Genomic DNA, 16,109 nt, shown 5'->3' with positions numbered 1-16,109 from the left:
GCCGGTAAAGCCGGCCTCGCTGCGCGCCTTCCTCACCGCCTACCACGATCCGATCTAGGAGCGGTCGCGCGCCTTCGTAACGGCAATGTATGGGTTATGTGGCAGCCGTCGGCGCGACCGGCGTGGCGCACGGCGCGGGCGGGCGGCTAAGGTGGAGGACCGCCCACGACCCGCCTGCGCATGACCTCCCTGGACGACACCGCGATCCCCCCGCTCCCGGACCTGCTGGCGGCGCTGGAGGCCGGCCAGGCGCAGACCCTCGAACGCGGTGCCCGCGCCTACCTGCGGCAGCGCCCCGACGATGTCCTGGCCAGCAGTCTGCTGGCGATGAGCCTGCAGATGCAGGGCCAGCCGGCGCCGGCCGCCGCGGTGTACCGCACGCTGGCCGAGCGCGAGCCGCACGAGGTGGCGCACTGGAACAACCTGGGCACGGCGCTGCGCGAAGCCGGCGAACCCGGCCCGGCCGCCGAGGCCTATCTGCGCGCCCGCGCGCTGGCGCCGGACGATCCGCTGCCGCACCACAACCTCGGCCTGCTGGCGATGGACGCCGGCGATTACGCCGCGGCCCGCGAACACCTGCTCGATGCCCACGCGCTGGCGCCGCAGGCGCCGCCGCTGTGCGTGCACGCGGCGATGGCCTGCCATGAGTGCGGCGACTTCCAGCGCGTGCAGGCGCTGATCGCCGACTGGCGGCAGTGGCCGCCGCTGGATCCGGACACCACCGTGGAACTGGCCTGGCTGTTGTCGCAGGGCGGCGAGACCGACACCGCCTGCGCCCTGCTGGGCGCCTGTGCCAAGGGGCCAATGGCGCAGCCGGCGCGGGCCTGGTCGCGGCTGGTGCTGGTGCTCGAGCGCGCCAACCGCCTGCCGCAGGCGCGCGAGGCCGCCGCGCAGCTGCCGCCGCCGGAGCGCATCGACGACCCGGACGTGCGCCAGGACGCCAGCAATGCGCTGGCGGTGCTGGCCATGCGCGAGGGCCACTGGCAGCAGGCGCATGCGCTGCTGCGCGGGCTGTTGGCCGATGGCAGTGCGGTCGACCGGCGCAAACAGAGCAACCTGTTCTTCGCCCTGGCGCGGGTCTGCGACCGCCTCGGCCTTCACGACGAAGCGCTGCATGCCTGCGCGCAGGGCCATGCCGGCCAGGTCGAGGGCCTGGCCGCGCTGGTACCGGAGCTGGCGGCGGCGGACGCACCGCCATTGCCGGTCGCGCAGGCCCGCTGGGATCCGGCACGCCATGCCGCGGCGCGGCCGGTGACCGCGCCGGCCATGGCCGACTCGCCGATCTTCGTGGTCGGCTTCCCGCGCTCGGGTACCACCTTGCTGGAACAGATGCTCGACGCCCACCCGCAGTTGATGGCGATGGACGAGCGGCCGTTCCTGCAGGGACTGGCCGACCGCCTGGAGGCGCGCGGCGTGGCCTGGCCGGACGGACTGGGCGAGCTCGACGATGCCGCCTGTGACGCGCTGCGCGCCGAGTACTGGCAGGCGGTGCGCGGGGTGGTGCAGCTGCAGCCGGGCCAGCGCCTGGTCGACAAGAACCCGTTGAACCTGCTGCGCCTGCCGCTGATCCGGCGCCTGTTCCCGGAGGCGCCGGTGATCCTGGCGCTGCGCCATCCCTGCGACGTGCTGCTGAGCTGCTACATGCAGGCGTTCCGCTCGCCGGCATTCGCCCTGCTGTGTGCCAGCCTGCCGCGGCTGGCGCGCGGCTATGCCGACGCGATGGAGTTCTGGCTCTACCACGCCGCCCTGCTGCAGCCACGCACGCTGGAGTTGCGTTACGAGGACCTGGTGGCCGATCCGCAGGCGCAGGTGGCGCGTCTGGGGCAGTTCCTGCAGCTGCAGCAGCCGGAGCGGCTGCTGGACTTCCAGCGCCACGCGCGCGCCAAGGGCTTCATCAGCACGCCGAGCTACGCGCAGGTGGTGGAGGGCATCAACCGCAAGGCCCTGGACCGCTGGCACGCCTATCGCGACGCCTTCGCACCGGTACTGCCGGTGCTGCAGCCGTTCCTGCGACGCTGGGACTACCGCGTCGACTGAGCGTGCTGCTTGTCTGAACTGTTCCCGTCTGCGGGTTGAACGGCGAAATGCCGCGCGCGCTGTACCGCGGTTGAAGCGGTGTTTTTGTCAGGGACTGCCGCACACCGGCACACCGAAACAACACCCTTCTTATAAAAAACTAACAAGTGCCTGACGGTCCTGTAATGGACCGCTGGCCCGAGGCATCCATTTCACCCGCCGCGCGTTTCCGCGCCCGGGATGGTTCGCGCCTGCGTGCAGCCGGCGCTTGTCGCACATCACATGAGGTCTTCCCGATGTCCGTAGCAAAGAACAGACTCGCTCACGCCGTTTGCCTGGCCATGGCGACGCTTCCCGCCACGCTCTATGCACAGAGCGCCACGCCGGCGGCGTCCGCGTCCGGCGACGCGCCGGTGACCCTGGACAAGCTCACCGTCACCGGTTCGCTGGTGCGCCGCGTGGATGTGGAGACCGCCAGCCCGGTCGCCGTGGTCGATCGCCAGCAGATCCAGCAGAGCGGCAAGCAGACCCTGGGCGACCTGCTGCAGGCGCTGCCCGGCATCGCCGGCGCCGCGACCAACCCGCAGGTCAACAACGGCGGCGGCGACGGCGCCTCGACCATCTCCCTGCGCGGCCTCGGCGACCAGCGCACGCTGATCCTGATCGACGGCCACCGGATCCAGAACAACGACGTCAACGCGATCCCGGCCAACATGATCGATCACGTCGAAGTGCTGAAAGTCGGCGCCTCGGCGATGTACGGCTCCGACGCGATCGGCGGCGTGGTCAACTTCATCCTGCGCAAGAATTTCGAAGGCGGCGAAGTCTCGGCCAACTACGGCCAGACCAGCCGTGGCGACGGTGCGCGCCAGGGCGGCAGCTTCACCTTCGGCAAGACCTGGGACCGCGGCAACGTCGTGGTCGGCCTGGACTACAACAAGCAGAAGGACGTCTCCAGCGCCAATCGCGCGTTCTCCAAGTACGCGATGTACCTGTCCAGCGGCAGCGTCTACAAGGGCGGTTCCAGCCGCACGCCCAGCGGCTACTACAAGCTGCCCAAGACCACGCTGGCGGCCAACGGCTGCGATCCCGACGCAGGCGCGCTGACCGGCAACGGCAGCGGCGGCTACAAGTGCTATAGCTCCTCGGCCGATTCCTACAACTACCAGGCGGAGAACCTGTTGCTGACGCCGCAGCAGCGCGTCGGCGGCTTCGTGCTCGGCAGCTTCAACATCACCGACTCGATGCAGGCGTACGTCAACGCCTACCACAATCACACCATGTCCAACTTCGCGATCGCGCCGCTGCCGTTCGACGCGCAGAACGACGGCATCACCATCGCCGCCAACAACCCATACAACCCGTTCGGCGTGGAGTTCGGCCCCAACGGCTATGAGCTGCGCACGCGCTTCACCGCGCTCGGCCAGCGGGAAGGCTTCTACGACACCGCCACCGACCAGGACGTGATCGGCCTGAAGGGCGGCATCGGCGACAGCAGCTGGGTCTGGGATGCCAACTTCAACTACGGCCACTACCGCCAGCGGACCTGGAGCCACGGCTACGTCGATGACCCCGCGCTGCAGAGCGCGATCGACAGCGGTCAGGTCAACATCTTCGACCAGGGCAGTGCCAACACCGTCGCCTGGCTGCAGAGCAACGCGTCGGTCCCGCGCCAGGAAACCACCACCATCATGCGGCAGTGGGAGGCCAGCGCCAACGGTAGCCTATGGGACATGCCGGCCGGCGCCGCGCAGTTGGCGGTCGGCGCGCTGTATCGCAAGGAAAGTCTGGGCGCGGCCGTGTCCAGCAATGCGCTGATCAACAGCGGCCTGACCTGCGAGGTCTCTTCGGAAGCCTGCGGCTCGCCGCTCAGCGGCAGCTTCAACGTGAAGGAAGCCTATGCGCAGCTGTTCATGCCGGTACTGGAACAGTCGTCGCCGATCGGCGCGCTCAACCTGACTCTCAGCGACCGCTTCTCCGACTACAGCAACGTGCGTTCCAGTAACAATAGCGCTTCCTTCCAAGTGGAGTGGCGGCCGATCCATGACCTGCTGCTGCGTGGCACCGCGGCGCAGGTCTTCCGCGCGCCGACTATCACCGATATCTACCAGGGTCCGACCGCCGACTCGCCGAACTTCGTCGACCCGTGCATCGGCTACAGCGGCAGCGGCCATGACAATGCCTGCGCCGGCGTGCCGGCCGGCTGGACCGGTTCGGGCCTGTCGCAGACCAACGGCATCGTGTCCGGATCCAGCTACGTCGGCTATCAGCTCAAGCCGGAGAAGGGCACCTCCTTCGACTACGGCCTGGTCTACAGCCCCGAGTACGTCCCGGGCCTGTCGGTCAACCTCGACTGGTGGAAGGTCAAGCTCAACGACCTGATCCAGTCGATCTCCGCGCAGACCGTGGCCGATCTCTGCTACAACGACAACAACAGCCCGTACTGCAGCTACATCCACCGCTACGCCGCGGGCACCGTCAGCGCCGGCAACATCGACTACATCCAGACGCCGGTGGTCAACATCGGCAAGCTCAACACCCAGGGCATCGACCTGGGCGCGAGCTATGCGCTGCCCGACACCGACTACGGCAAGTTCACCCTGGCCGTGGACAGCACCTACCTGCACCGATACGACATCGACACCGGTGACACGGTGGTGCACATGGCCGGCCGCTACAACGCGTCCTACGGCAACTACACGCACTGGCGCGCGCACGCCCTGGTCGGCTGGAAGCTGGGCAACTGGGATGCGAGCTGGACCACGCGCTGGATCGGCAAGGTGCAGGTCGGCAGTGGCGACCCCACGCAATACATGTCCGCAGACGGCGTGTTCAAGGGCGTGGTGCTGGACTACGGCAGCTACATGTATCACTCGCTGCAGGTGGGCTACGACATGACCGGCGCCAACCTGCGCCTGGACCTGGGCGTGGACAACCTGACCAACAAGCAGCCGCCTGTCATGTACCAGAACAACGTGTTGAACGCGAACACCGACGTGAGCACCTACGACACGCTCGGCCGCTACTACTGGATGCGGGCCACCTACCGCTTCTGAGTGGAAACGGCGCCGTCTGCCTATGCGGGCGGCGCCGGAGCGTACGACACGGCGCGTCCATTCCGGGCGCGCCGTTCTGCTGTAGGGGCAGCGTGCCGATGCACATGAACCATCTCGACCTGCGTCACTACGTTCGCGTCTACGATGCGGCGCTGGAGCCGGGCTTCTGCGCGCAACTGATCGCGCAGTTCGAACACAGCACCGCCCAGCACAACCGCAATGGTGCCGGCCAGCGCGCCGGGCTGGACGACAGCGCCTGGACCGAACTTAACGTCAGCCGTCTTGCCGATCCCGCATTCCAGGGCTTCTTCATCGAGCAGGTGCGTGCGGCGCTGGTCCGCTACAACGCCGATCTCGGGCTGACCGCCGAGGTGCCGTGGCGGCCGCGCCTGGCCGACCTGCGGATCAAGCGTTACCGCGCCGATGCCGGCGAACGCTTCCAGCCGCACTTCGACGCCTGCGATGCGGAGACCGGGCGCTACTTGGTGTTCCTGTGGTATCTCAACGACGTGGCCGAGGGAGGACACACCCGCTTCCTCGACCTGGACCTGGAGATCGCGCCGCGCGCCGGTCGCCTGCTGGTCTTCCCGCCCTACTGGATGTTCCTGCATGCCGGCCTGCCGCCGCGCAGCGGCGACAAGTACATCCTGTCCACCTATCTCGAATTCACCGCCAAGCCGGCTTGATCCAAGGCGCCGTCAGTGTGGGATGGGCGCGCACGTCGCCGCACATCCCCAATCCCGAATCCCCAATCCCCAATCCCGGCCGCACCAGCGCCCGTCGATCAACCTGCACCATGCAGATGCTCGAACAGGATGGTGCAGCCGATCGCGATCAGCAGAGCGCCGCCGACGATCTCCGCGCGCTTGCCGGCGAGCGCGCCGAGCGCGCGGCCGAGCATGATGCCCAGGGTGACCATGGTCAGCGTGCACAGGCCGATGATCGCCGCGACCTCGACGATGTTCACGTCGAGGAAAGCCAGGCCGACGCCCACCGCCATCGCGTCGATGCTGGTGGCAAAGCCGGTGGCGGCCAGGTTCCAGAAGCCGTGGCGCTTGGGCGCGGCCTCCTCGGGCGTGTCGGACTCCGGCTTGAGGCCGGCGACGATCATGTGCACGCCCAGTGCGCCGAGCAGGCCGAAGGCGATCCAGTGGTCGAAGGCGACCACGTACTTGGACGCGGCCTGGCCGAGCACCCAGCCCAGTGCCGGGGTCAGTGCCTCGATGCAGCCGAAGATCAGGCCGGCACGCAGTGCGTCGGCCCAACGCGGGCGTTGCATCGCCGCGCCCTTGCCGACCGCGGCGGCGAAGGCGTCGGTCGACATCGCGATGCCGAGCAGGAGAATCGAAAGAAACGACATGGGGGACCGTACCGGGACAGGCGACAACGACGAGCGCGCGCGCCCGGCCTTCGCCTTGCGCACTCGCCGCTGGTCTCGCCAACCGAACTGGCTGCCCGCACCACGGCGCATCGGCCGAGTCTGTTGATACGGGCGCTGTCCGCGCAGGGCGGACAGCAGGCTACTCCCCAAGGGGACGCGCAGTCTAACAGCGCCCAACTGCGTCGAACATCCCTGGAACGCACGCGAACCTGCAGCTTATCTTGATAGCTGCGGCTATATCGGCGATGGCTCTGCGACGGTACGGCAGCGCGCTGGAGACGTCGAGGATGCTCGCCTCTGCACCCATGCCGTTGCCTGTGGTGGCGCTCGGCAGTAAAGCGTGAGCGGGCGAAGGTGCGCGCTCCTTCAGGACAGCGCCACGGATGTGTCCGCTGTTCCCCACATGCAGCTACCGATGCATCGCCGCTGCGTGGGGTGGCTTCCGCCGCGCCCAAGGCAGCGAATGGCGCTCAGCGTTCGGCGCGTCGGGACTGAAGTCCCTCCCACAAGGAGGTAGCCAGCGCGCCGTGTAGGCACGGGCAGCGGACGCGCACGCGCCGCATCCGCTCCGCTCGCGCCTTCGACAGGCGTTGCCGCGGCTCAGTCCTCTTCCGGCGGCAGCACGATGGCGTCGCTGTCGATGGCCAGCTTGCCGGCCAGCAGCACCGCCTGGGTGCGGTTGGTGACGCCGAGCTTGCGCAGGATCGCGGTGACGTGCGCCTTGATGGTGGCTTCGGACACGCCCAGGTCGTAGGCGATCTGCTTGTTGAGGCTGCCGGCGCCGAGCATCTGCAGCACCCGGAACTGCTGCGGCGTCAGTTCGCGCAGGCGCTGCCCGACCTCGCGTTCGGCGCGGTCGGTGGGCGGCACGTTGTGCGCTTCCGGCGGCGCCCAGTGCTCGCCGTCCAGCACCGTGCCCAGGGCCAGGCCGATGGTGTCCGAGTCGGCCGACTTGGGGATGAAGCCGAACGCGCCGTGGTCCAGCGCGCGCCGCATCACCGTCGGCTCCTCGCGCGCGGACACCACCACCACCGGCAACTGCGGATGCAGCGCGCGCATGTGCACCAGCGCGCTGAAGCCTTGCGCGCCGGGCATGTTGAGATCCATCAGCAGCAGATCGGCATCGGCATGGCGATCGGCCAGCGCGTACAACGCCTCGACGCTGTCGGCCTCGTACAACTGCACCCCGGGCATCACCCGCTGCACCGCCCCACGCAGCGCCTCGCGGAACAGGGGATGGTCGTCGGCGATCAGCAGGGTGGGCATGGGGGAGGCCGGGAATGGAGAAACGGGAACGGGGAATGGGAACGGCAAAAGCGGAATGTCGCGTGCCTAAGATCTCGAAGCGACCAGGGAATGGCTTTTCCCATTCCCCATTCTCGACTCCCCATTCCCGACGCGCGTAGCGCGTCAGCGCGTGAGTCGTTCGTTCACCAACGAATCCACCACCGACGGATCGGCCAGGGTCGAGGTGTCGCCGAGCTGGTCGGGGGCGTTCTCGGCGATCTTGCGCAGGATGCGGCGCATGATCTTGCCCGAGCGGGTCTTGGGCAGGCCCGGCGCCCACTGCAGGTGGTCGGGGGCGGCGATCGGGCCGATCTCCTTGCGTACCCAGGCCACCAGTTCCTTGTGCAGGGCCTCGCTCGGTTGCTCTTCGGCGACCAGGGTCACGTAGGCGTAGATGCCTTGGCCCTTGATGTCGTGCGGGAAGCCGACCACCGCCGCTTCGGCGACCTTGGGGTGGGAAACCAGCGCGCTCTCCACTTCGGCGGTGCCGATGCGGTGGCCGGAGACGTTGATGACGTCGTCGACGCGGCCGGTGATCCAGTAGTAACCGTCGGCATCGCGGCGGCAGCCGTCGCCGGTGAAATAGCTGCCCGGGTAGGTGCGGAAATAGGTGTCGATGAAGCGCTGGTGGTCGCCATAGACGGTGCGCATCTGCCCCGGCCAGGAATCGCGCAGCACCAGGTTGCCCTCGGTGGCGCCTTCCAGAATCTCGCCGTCGGCGCTGACCAGCGCCGGCTGCACGCCGAAGAACGGCAGCGTCGCCGAGCCGGGCTTGAGGTCGATGGCGCCGGCCAGCGGGGTGATCAGGATGCCGCCGGTCTCGGTCTGCCACCAGGTGTCCACGATCGGGCAGCGGCCGTCGCCGACCACGTCGTAGTACCAGCGCCAGGCTTCGGGATTGATCGGCTCGCCGACGCTGCCGAGCAGGCGCAAGCTCTTGCGCGAGGTCTTCTTCACCGGCGCCTCGCCCTCGCGCATCAGCGCGCGGATCGCGGTCGGGGCGGTGTAGAAGATCGTCACCTGGTGCTTGTCGATGACCTCCCAGAAGCGCGACACGCTCGGGTAGTTGGGCACGCCCTCGAACATCAGCGCGGTGGCGCCGTTGGCCAGCGGCCCGTAGACGATGTAGCTGTGGCCGGTGACCCAGCCGACATCGGCGGTGCACCAGTAGATGTCGTCCTCGCGCAGGTCGAACACGGTCTCGTGGGTGTAGGCCGCGTACAGCAGGTAGCCGGCGGTGGTATGCAGCACGCCCTTGGGCTTGCCGGTGGAGCCGGAGGTATAGAGGATGAACAGCGGATCCTCGGCGTTCATGCGCTCGGGCTCGCATTCGGCCGGCTGGCTGTCGACCACGTCGTGGAACCAGCGGTCGCGCGGGGCCTGCATGTCCACCGCGCCGCCGGTGTGGCGTACCACCAGCACGGTCTCCACGCTGGTGGTGCCGGGCAGCTTCAGCGCCGCGTCCACGTTGGCCTTGAGCGGGATCTTCTTGCCGCCGCGCAGGCCTTCGTCGGCGGTGATGATCAGCTTGCTGCCGCAGTCGATCACCCGGTCGGCGATCGAGTTGGGCGCGAAGCCGCCGAACACCACCGAGTGGATCGCGCCGATGCGCGCGCAGGCCAGCATCGCCACCGCCGCGTCGGGGATCATCGGCAGGTAGATGGTGACGCGGTCGCCCTTGCGCACGCCCAGCGCGCGCAGCGCGTTACCGAGCCGGCACACGCGCTCGTACAGCTCGCGATAGGTGACGCGGTAGGACGGCGCGTCCGGGCTGTCCGGCTCGAACAGCAGCGCGGTCTTGTCGCCGCGGGTGGCCAGCTGCCGGTCCAGGCAGTTGACGCTGGCGTTGAGTTCGCCATCGTCGAACCAGCGGATACGGAAATCGTCCAGGGCGAAGCTGACGTCCTTGATCCGGGTCGGCTTCTTGAACCAGTCCAGGCGCTCGGCCACCTTGCCCCAGAACGCCTCCGGCTGTTCCACCGATTCCTTGTACTGGGTCTGGTACTGGGTCTTGTCGACCCGCGCACGGGCGGCGAACTGCGGATCGACGGGATAGAGATCGGCCATGGTTCCCTCTGCATTGAACGGGGCGCCGCATGCGGCGGCGCGTCAACGCGCAGTGTGCCGCATCCGGCGTTAACCGCACACGCGCCGGGCCTTAGACGATGGTCGTAACTCAGCCGACGTTCGACTAATGGCCAATAGGCGCGGCCGGTGCGGTCGCGCACGCTGGGCTACGGCCGTGCGCATGCGTGTGGCCATCCATTATTCGGGAGGGAGTAATGAGCAACCGCATCGCATCCCTGGCGCGTCGCCCGTTGGCGGCCGCGCTGTTGGTGGCCTTGGTCGCGCCCGGCGCGGCCTTCGCCCAAGGCAAACCCTCGGCGCGCGAACAGGCGCTGGAGACCCGCGTGGCCGAACTGGAACGGCAGGTGCAGCAACTGCTGTCCGCGCAGCAACAGCAGCAGGGGCAGATCGCGCAGACCCAGACCGAGGTCGCCGCGGTCCGCTCGACCCAGGCCGCGCCGCCACCCCCGGCGCCGCCGGCTGGCAAGGCGCCGATCCAGGTCACCACCATCACCCCGGGGGCCACGCCCGGCACCACCTTCAAGGTCGGCGGCTTCATCAAGGCCGACTTCCTGGCCACCCGCACCGGCGACGGCCAGCTCGCCGACGACGCCACCGGCCGCGCGCTGTACCTGCCCGGGCAGACCCCGGTGGGCGGGGCCAAGTCCGGCACCGACTACAACGCGCATGCCAAGTTCTCGCGGATCAACTTCGGCGTGGACAGCGTCACCGAAGGCGGCAACAAGGCCGGTGCGCTGGTGGAACTGGATTTCTTCGGCAATGCATTGGGCACCCAGACCGCCACCAATACCTACGGCGCCACCCTGCGCCACGCCTACATGTACTGGAACCACTGGCTGGCCGGCCAGACCTGGTCCAACTTCATGGATCCGGCGGCGCTGCCGGAAGCGGCCGACTTCATCGGCCCCACCGACGGTGTGGTGTTCGTGCGCCAGGCGCAGCTGCGCTACACCAACGGCGGCTTCAGCATCGCCCTGGAGAATCCGGAAACCACCCTGTACACGCGCAGCGTGGCCGGCGTGGTCAGCACCGCCAGTTCCGACCGCGGCGCGCTGCCGGACCTGACCGTGCGCTACGGCTGGAAGGGCGACTGGGGCAGCTTTGGCGTCGCCGGCGTGGTCGGGCAGCAGAAGGTCGACAACCGCGCCACCGGCGCCGATGCCAGCAAGGCCTCCGGCGGCCTGACCCTGGGCGGCAAGTGGGTGGCCAGCGACAGCGACAGCCTGTTCTACCAGCTCACCGGCGGCGAAGGCATCGGCCGCTACATCGGCCTGGGCATCGCCCAGAACGCGGTGTACGACGCCGCCGACCGCGATCTGGACACGGTCGGGGTGGTCGCCGGCTACGTCGGCTGGCGCCACGCGTTCTCGCCCAAGCTGCGCACCAACCTGATCTACGCGCGCAGCGACTACGACAACGACACCGCGCGCACCGGCCTGGCCGTGACCAAGAGCGTGCAGAGCATCCGCGGTAACGTCTTCTACTCGCCGTTGCCCAAGGTCGATATCGGCGCCGAGCTGATGTACGGCAAGCGCGAGATCGAAAGCGGCGCCACGGGCGACATCACCCGCCTGCAGTTCACCACCAAGTACAGCTTCTGATCCGCGCCGCGGCCACTTACCGGAGCCATCTCATGAGCCTCTCCAACGACGCGCTGATCGCCAAGATCGACGCCAATCCGAAGTACCACGCGCTCAAGCGCCAGCGCAACGCGCTGGGCTGGACGCTGACCGTCCTGATGTTGCTGGCCTATTTCGGCTTCATCGGCCTGATCGCCTTCGACAAGGCGTTCCTGGCCCAGCCGATGGGCAGCGGCGTCACCACCATCGGCATCCCGATCGCGATCGGGGTGATGGTCTTTACCATCGCCATCACCGCGATCTACGTGCGTCGCGCCAACACCGTGTACGACCAGCTGACCGCCGACATCCTCGAGGACGCCCGCCAATGAGCAAGCACCTGCGCTTCCTTCTGCTGCTGCTGGCCGCGCTGCTGCCGGCCGGCGCGGCCCTGGCCGCCGGCGGCGATGTCGGCCAGACCGACAAGCAGCCGACCAACTGGGTGGCGATCGGCATGTTCGCCTTCTTCGTCGCCGGCACCCTGTGGATCACCAAGTGGGCGGCGAAGAAGACCCGCTCGGCGTCGGACTTCTACACCGCCGGCGGCGGCATCACCGGCTTCCAGAACGGCCTGGCGATCGCCGGCGACTACATGTCGGCGGCCTCGTTCCTGGGCATCACCGCGGCGGTGATGACCAATGGCTACGACGGCCTGATCTACGCGATCGGCTTCCTGGTCGGCTGGCCGATCCTGACCTTCCTGATGGCCGAGCGCCTGCGCAACCTCGGCAAGTACACCTTCGCCGACGTGGCCGGCTACCGCTTCGCGCCGACCGCGATCCGCAGCTTCGCCGCCTCCGGCACGCTGGTGGTGGTGCTGTTCTACCTGATCGCGCAGATGGTCGGCGCCGGCGCGCTGATCAAGCTGCTGTTCGGCCTGGACTACTGGGTGGCGGTGAGTCTGGTCGGCGTGCTGATGATGGTCTACGTGCTGTTCGGCGGCATGACCGCCACCACCTGGGTGCAGATCATCAAGGCGGTGCTGCTGCTGACCGGCGTGACCTTCATGGCCGTGGCGATCATGTGGCACTTCAACTTCAGCTTCGAGGCGCTGTTCGCCGAGGGCGTGCGGGTGAAGACCGCGGTGGCGGCCAACGGCGGCGCCTCGCCGGAAGAGGCGGCCACTGCCGGCCTGTCGATCATGGGCCCGGGCGGCTTCGTCAAGGATCCGATCTCGGCGATCTCCTTCGGCATGGCGCTGATGTTCGGCACCGCCGGCTTGCCGCACATCCTGATGCGCTTCTTCACCGTCCCCGACGCCAAGCAGGCGCGCAAGTCGGTGCTGTGGGCCACCACCTGGATCGGCTACTTCTACATCCTGATCTTCATCATCGGCTTCGGCGCCATCGCCCTGGTGCTGACCAACCCGCAGTTCGCCGACGTCGCCACCGGCACCATCCACGGCGGCAAGGGCGCGGCCAACATGGCGGCGGTGCTGGTCGGCAACGCGGTGGGCGGCAACGTGTTCATGGGCTTCATCTCCGCGGTGGCCTTCGCCACCATCCTGGCGGTGGTCGCCGGCCTGACCCTGTCCGGCGCCTCGGCGGTGTCCCACGACCTGTACGCCACGGTGATCAAGAAGGGCAATCCCGCCCCGGGCTCGGAGCTGAAGGTGTCGCGCGTCACCACCATCGCGCTGGGCGTGATCGCGGTGCTGCTGGGCATCGTGTTCGAGAAGCAGAACGTGGCCTTCATGGTGTCGCTGGCCTTCGCCATCGCCGCCTCGGCCAACTTCCCGGTGCTGATCCTGTCGTTGCTGTGGAAGAACTGCACCACCCGCGGTGCGGTGATCGGCGGTTTCCTGGGCCTGATCTCCTCGCTGGTGCTGACGGTGCTGTCGCCGTCGGTGTGGGTGGATACGCTGGGCAACCCGACCGGTTCGGCGCCGTTCCCGTACACCTCGCCGGCGCTGTTCTCGGTCACCATCGGCTTCGTCGGCATCTGGCTGTTCTCGGTGCTGGACCGCAGCGCGCAGGCCGGCAAGGAACGCGCCGCGTTCAAGGCGCAGCAGATCCGCGCCGAGACCGGACTGGGCGCCTCGCGCGGGTCGGGCCACTGAGCGCGCGCGCCTAGCAGGACGCGGCCAACGCCGCACGCGACGCCGGCCTTCGGGCCGGCGTCGTCGTCTGTGCGGTGAGGCGGCGTTACCATGAGCGCCCGCTGCCTTCGTCGTGCCAACGCATGCGCTACCGCTGGATCCTGTTCGACGCTGACGACACCCTGTTCCACTTCGATGCCTTCGCCGGCCTGCAGCGCATGTTCGCCGGCTACGGCGTGCAGTTCGGCGAAGCCGAGTTCGCCGAGTACACGGCGTGCAACCGGCCGCTGTGGGTGCAGTACCAGAACGGCGCGATCACCGCGCTGCAATTGCAGCAGCGCCGTTTCGCCGACTGGGCGCAGCGCCTGCAGACCGCGCCGGAGACCTTGAACACGGCGTTCCTGGCGGCGATGGCCGAGCTGTGTGCGCCGCTGGACGGAGCGGTGGACCTGCTCGACGCCTTGCGTGGGCGCGCGCGCCTGGGCCTGGTCACCAACGGCTTCGGCGCGCTGCAGAACGCGCGCCTGCAGCGTACCGGGCTGCACGACCGCTTCGAAGTCATCGCCATTTCCGAGGTGGTGGGCGTGGCCAAGCCGCACCCGGGGATCTTCGCGCACGCGCTGGCGCAGCTCGGCGACCCACCGCCGGCGCAGGTGCTGATGGTCGGCGACAACCCGCAGGCGGACATCGCCGGCGGCCTGGCCGCGGGCCTGCACACCTGCTGGTTCAATGCGCACGGCGCCGCCGCTCCGGAGGGCGTCGTGCCGCACCACCAGGTCGCCTCGCTGGCGCAATTGCAGGCATGGTTGCTGGAAGAGCCGGCGGCGCTGTAGCACATCTGCTCGCGTGCCTGGCGCCATCGGGTCGGGACTGAAGTCCCTCCCACAGGTGGAAACTTCAGTTCGCGGCGATGCCGGCGCGCCGCTTGTGGGAGGGACTTCAGTCCCGACGCGACCGACTGTCGGATCCGAGATCGCGGCGGCATGCTGCCCGTCCACACGGGCACGCACGACAGCCGCGACCGCCATCGTATAGTGCGCCCATGCCGATCTCCGACGCCGACGCCGCTTCCGCCGACACGCCACTGGCCGCCTTGCCAGTCACCCTGCAGCGTCTGCGCGCGGCCTGGCAGTCGGCCAAGCCGGAGCGGGCGCAGCGCCGCGAGGACCTGTTGCGGCTGCGCGCGGCGCTGAAGCGGCGGTTGCCGGAGATGGCCGATGCCATCGCCGCCGATTTCGGCCACCGCTCGCGCCACGAATCGCTGATCGCCGACGGCATGACCGTGCTTGGCGAGATCGATCATCTGCTCCGTCATCTGAAGCGCTGGATGCGCCCGCAGCGGGTCGGCGCCGGCTGGCGGCTGTGGCCGGCGCGTGCGGAAGTGCGGCCGGTGCCGGTCGGCGTGGTCGGGGTGATCGCGCCGTGGAACTACCCGGTCAACCTGGCGCTGATCCCGCTGGCCACCGCCATCGCCGCCGGCAACCACGTCTACCTGAAACCCTCCGAGCACACCCCGCGCAGCGCGCAGTTCCTGCAGTCGCTGCTGGCCGAGGTATTCCCGCCGCAGCGGGTGGCGGTGGCGCTGGGCGGGGCCGAGGTGGCGTCGGCGTTCGCCGCGTTGCCGCTGGACCACCTGGTGTTCACCGGCTCCACCGCGGTCGGGCGCAAGGTGATGGCGGCGGCCGCGCCCAACCTCACCCCGCTGACCCTGGAGCTGGGCGGCAAGTCGCCGGCCATCGTCTGCGCCGACTACCCGCTGGAGCAGGCCGCCGCGCGCCTGGCCACCGGCAAGTGGTTCAACGCCGGGCAGACCTGCATCGCCCCGGACTACGTGCTGATCGATGCCGGCCGCGAGGCGGCGCTGGTGCAGGCGCTGCGTGCGCAGGTGCTGGCGCGCTACGGCGATTTCGCCAGCGCCGAGGACTACACCCGCATCGTCAACGAGGGTCAGTACCGGCGCCTGCGCGGCTACCTGGACGATGCCCGCGCGCGCGGCCTGGAGGTCATCGAACTGGCCACGGTGGCGCGCGAGCGTGCCGAGCGCGAGCGGCTGATCGTGCCCACGCTGGTGCTGCAGCCGGGCGACGACGCGCTGCTGATGCAGGAGGAGATCTTCGGCCCGATCCTGCCGGTGCGCAGCTACCGCTCCCTGGACGCGGCCATCGCCGAGATCAACAGCCGCGACCGGCCGCTGGCGCTGTATCCCTTCAGCCATGACCGCGCGCGCATCGAGACGATCCTGCATGCCACCATCGCCGGCGGGGTCACCGTCAACGACAGCCTGCTGCATTTCGCCGCCAACGCGCTGCCGTTCGGCGGCATCGGCCCCAGCGGCATGGGCGCCTACCACGGCCGCGCCGGCTTCGACGCCTTCAGCAAGGCGCTGCCGATCCTGTGGCAGTCGCGCCGCGCCGGCAGCGACCTGCTGAAGCCGCCGTACGCGCGGATCGCGCGCATGCTCTCGTTCCTGGTGCGGTGAGCGGGGCATAGCCGACGTCCAGATGCGGGTGCATGGCGTGGCGATAGGGCACCTGCGTGCAGGCGCGGCTTCAGCCGCGAAGAAGCATTACCGGTAGAGCGTCGCGGCTGAAGGGCACCTCGAACAACCTGCCACGACCTGGAGC

General features: G+C 68.9%; 11 protein-coding genes. 8 read left to right on the top strand and 3 right to left on the bottom strand.

The genetic code is table 11. From position 1 onward, the window contains the following. The first annotated feature begins 180 nt into the window (after positions 1–180). From D588_RS0106125 to D588_RS0106115, 3 genes are all read left to right on the top strand, one after another. Positions 181–2,037 carry a sulfotransferase gene (locus D588_RS0106125; protein ID WP_017915360.1) on the top strand — a complete coding sequence of 619 codons (1,857 nt, stop codon included), beginning with the start codon at positions 181–183 and terminating at the stop codon, positions 2,035–2,037. A gap of 320 nt (positions 2,038–2,357) precedes the next feature. Continuing rightward, a complete protein-coding gene (locus tag D588_RS0106120; RefSeq protein WP_017915359.1) occupies positions 2,358–5,072 on the top strand; it encodes a TonB-dependent receptor in 2,715 nt (904 codons plus the stop codon). Positions 5,073–5,176: 104 nt separating this feature from the next. After that, positions 5,177–5,758 carry a 2OG-Fe(II) oxygenase gene (locus D588_RS0106115; RefSeq protein ID WP_232764244.1) on the top strand — a complete coding sequence of 194 codons (582 nt, stop codon included), beginning with the start codon at positions 5,177–5,179 and terminating at the stop codon, positions 5,756–5,758. 98 nt (positions 5,759–5,856) lie between these two features. Here the strand turns inward: D588_RS0106115 and mntP are convergent, their stop codons facing one another. The 3 genes from mntP to acs all read right to left on the bottom strand — a co-directional run bounded on the left by mntP (position 5,857) and on the right by acs (position 9,807). Next, positions 5,857–6,432: a manganese efflux pump MntP gene (gene mntP, locus D588_RS0106110; RefSeq protein ID WP_017915357.1), complete on the bottom strand. Its 576-nt coding sequence runs from the start codon at positions 6,430–6,432 to the stop codon at positions 5,857–5,859. A gap of 621 nt (positions 6,433–7,053) precedes the next feature. After that, positions 7,054–7,719, bottom strand: a complete 666-nt coding sequence (locus D588_RS0106105; protein WP_010342764.1) for a response regulator transcription factor — start codon at positions 7,717–7,719, stop codon at positions 7,054–7,056. Between the two features lie 144 nt (positions 7,720–7,863). Beyond that, positions 7,864–9,807 carry an acetate--CoA ligase gene (acs, locus tag D588_RS0106100; RefSeq protein ID WP_017915356.1) on the bottom strand — a complete coding sequence of 648 codons (1,944 nt, stop codon included), beginning with the start codon at positions 9,805–9,807 and terminating at the stop codon, positions 7,864–7,866. Between the two features lie 215 nt (positions 9,808–10,022). Here acs and D588_RS0106095 point away from each other — a divergent pair, with 215 nt between their 5' ends. The 5 genes from D588_RS0106095 to D588_RS0106075 all read left to right on the top strand — a co-directional run bounded on the left by D588_RS0106095 (position 10,023) and on the right by D588_RS0106075 (position 15,964). Next, positions 10,023–11,429: a DcaP family trimeric outer membrane transporter gene (locus D588_RS0106095; protein ID WP_017915355.1), complete on the top strand. Its 1,407-nt coding sequence runs from the start codon at positions 10,023–10,025 to the stop codon at positions 11,427–11,429. Positions 11,430–11,461: 32 nt separating this feature from the next. Beyond that, positions 11,462–11,779 carry a DUF485 domain-containing protein gene (locus D588_RS0106090; protein WP_017915354.1) on the top strand — a complete coding sequence of 106 codons (318 nt, stop codon included), beginning with the start codon at positions 11,462–11,464 and terminating at the stop codon, positions 11,777–11,779. Then, positions 11,776–13,506, top strand: coding sequence for a cation acetate symporter (locus D588_RS0106085; RefSeq protein ID WP_017915353.1), 1,731 nt, complete (start codon positions 11,776–11,778; stop codon positions 13,504–13,506). Before D588_RS0106090 ends, D588_RS0106085 begins: the two co-directional genes overlap by 4 nt. Before the next feature lie 122 nt (positions 13,507–13,628). Continuing rightward, complete coding sequence (gene yjjG, locus D588_RS0106080; protein WP_017915352.1) at positions 13,629–14,318, top strand: pyrimidine 5'-nucleotidase; 690 nt, start codon at positions 13,629–13,631, stop codon at positions 14,316–14,318. A gap of 209 nt (positions 14,319–14,527) precedes the next feature. Then, complete coding sequence (locus D588_RS0106075) at positions 14,528–15,964, top strand: coniferyl aldehyde dehydrogenase (protein WP_017915351.1); 1,437 nt, start codon at positions 14,528–14,530, stop codon at positions 15,962–15,964. Positions 15,965–16,109: the final 145 nt, after the last annotated feature.

It is taken from the genome of Xanthomonas sp. SHU 308, from assembly GCF_000364645.1.
Taxonomy (GTDB): domain Bacteria; phylum Pseudomonadota; class Gammaproteobacteria; order Xanthomonadales; family Xanthomonadaceae; genus Xanthomonas_A; species Xanthomonas_A sontii.
Note: the sequence above shows the minus strand (reverse complement) of the source record. Positions and strands in the feature narration are given on the sequence as shown.

Excerpts from the sequence above, each read along its gene's own strand:
- D588_RS0106120 (WP_017915359.1), top strand. The coding sequence starts at position 2,358 with ATGGCGACGCTTCCCGCCACGCTCTATGCACAGAGCGCCACGCCGGCG.
- D588_RS0106125 (WP_017915360.1), top strand. The coding sequence starts at position 181 with ATGACCTCCCTGGACGACACCGCGATCCCCCCGCTCCCGGACCTGCTG.
- D588_RS0106090 (WP_017915354.1), top strand. The coding sequence starts at position 11,462 with ATGAGCCTCTCCAACGACGCGCTGATCGCCAAGATCGACGCCAATCCG.
- mntP (WP_017915357.1), bottom strand. The coding sequence starts at position 6,432 with ATGTCGTTTCTTTCGATTCTCCTGCTCGGCATCGCGATGTCGACCGAC.
- acs (WP_017915356.1), bottom strand. The coding sequence starts at position 9,807 with ATGGCCGATCTCTATCCCGTCGATCCGCAGTTCGCCGCCCGTGCGCGG.
- yjjG (WP_017915352.1), top strand. The coding sequence starts at position 13,629 with ATGCGCTACCGCTGGATCCTGTTCGACGCTGACGACACCCTGTTCCAC.
- D588_RS0106075 (WP_017915351.1), top strand. The coding sequence starts at position 14,528 with ATGCCGATCTCCGACGCCGACGCCGCTTCCGCCGACACGCCACTGGCC.
- D588_RS0106095 (WP_017915355.1), top strand. The coding sequence starts at position 10,023 with ATGAGCAACCGCATCGCATCCCTGGCGCGTCGCCCGTTGGCGGCCGCG.
- D588_RS0106085 (WP_017915353.1), top strand. The coding sequence starts at position 11,776 with ATGAGCAAGCACCTGCGCTTCCTTCTGCTGCTGCTGGCCGCGCTGCTG.
- D588_RS0106115 (WP_232764244.1), top strand. The coding sequence starts at position 5,177 with ATGAACCATCTCGACCTGCGTCACTACGTTCGCGTCTACGATGCGGCG.
- D588_RS0106105 (WP_010342764.1), bottom strand. The coding sequence starts at position 7,719 with ATGCCCACCCTGCTGATCGCCGACGACCATCCCCTGTTCCGCGAGGCG.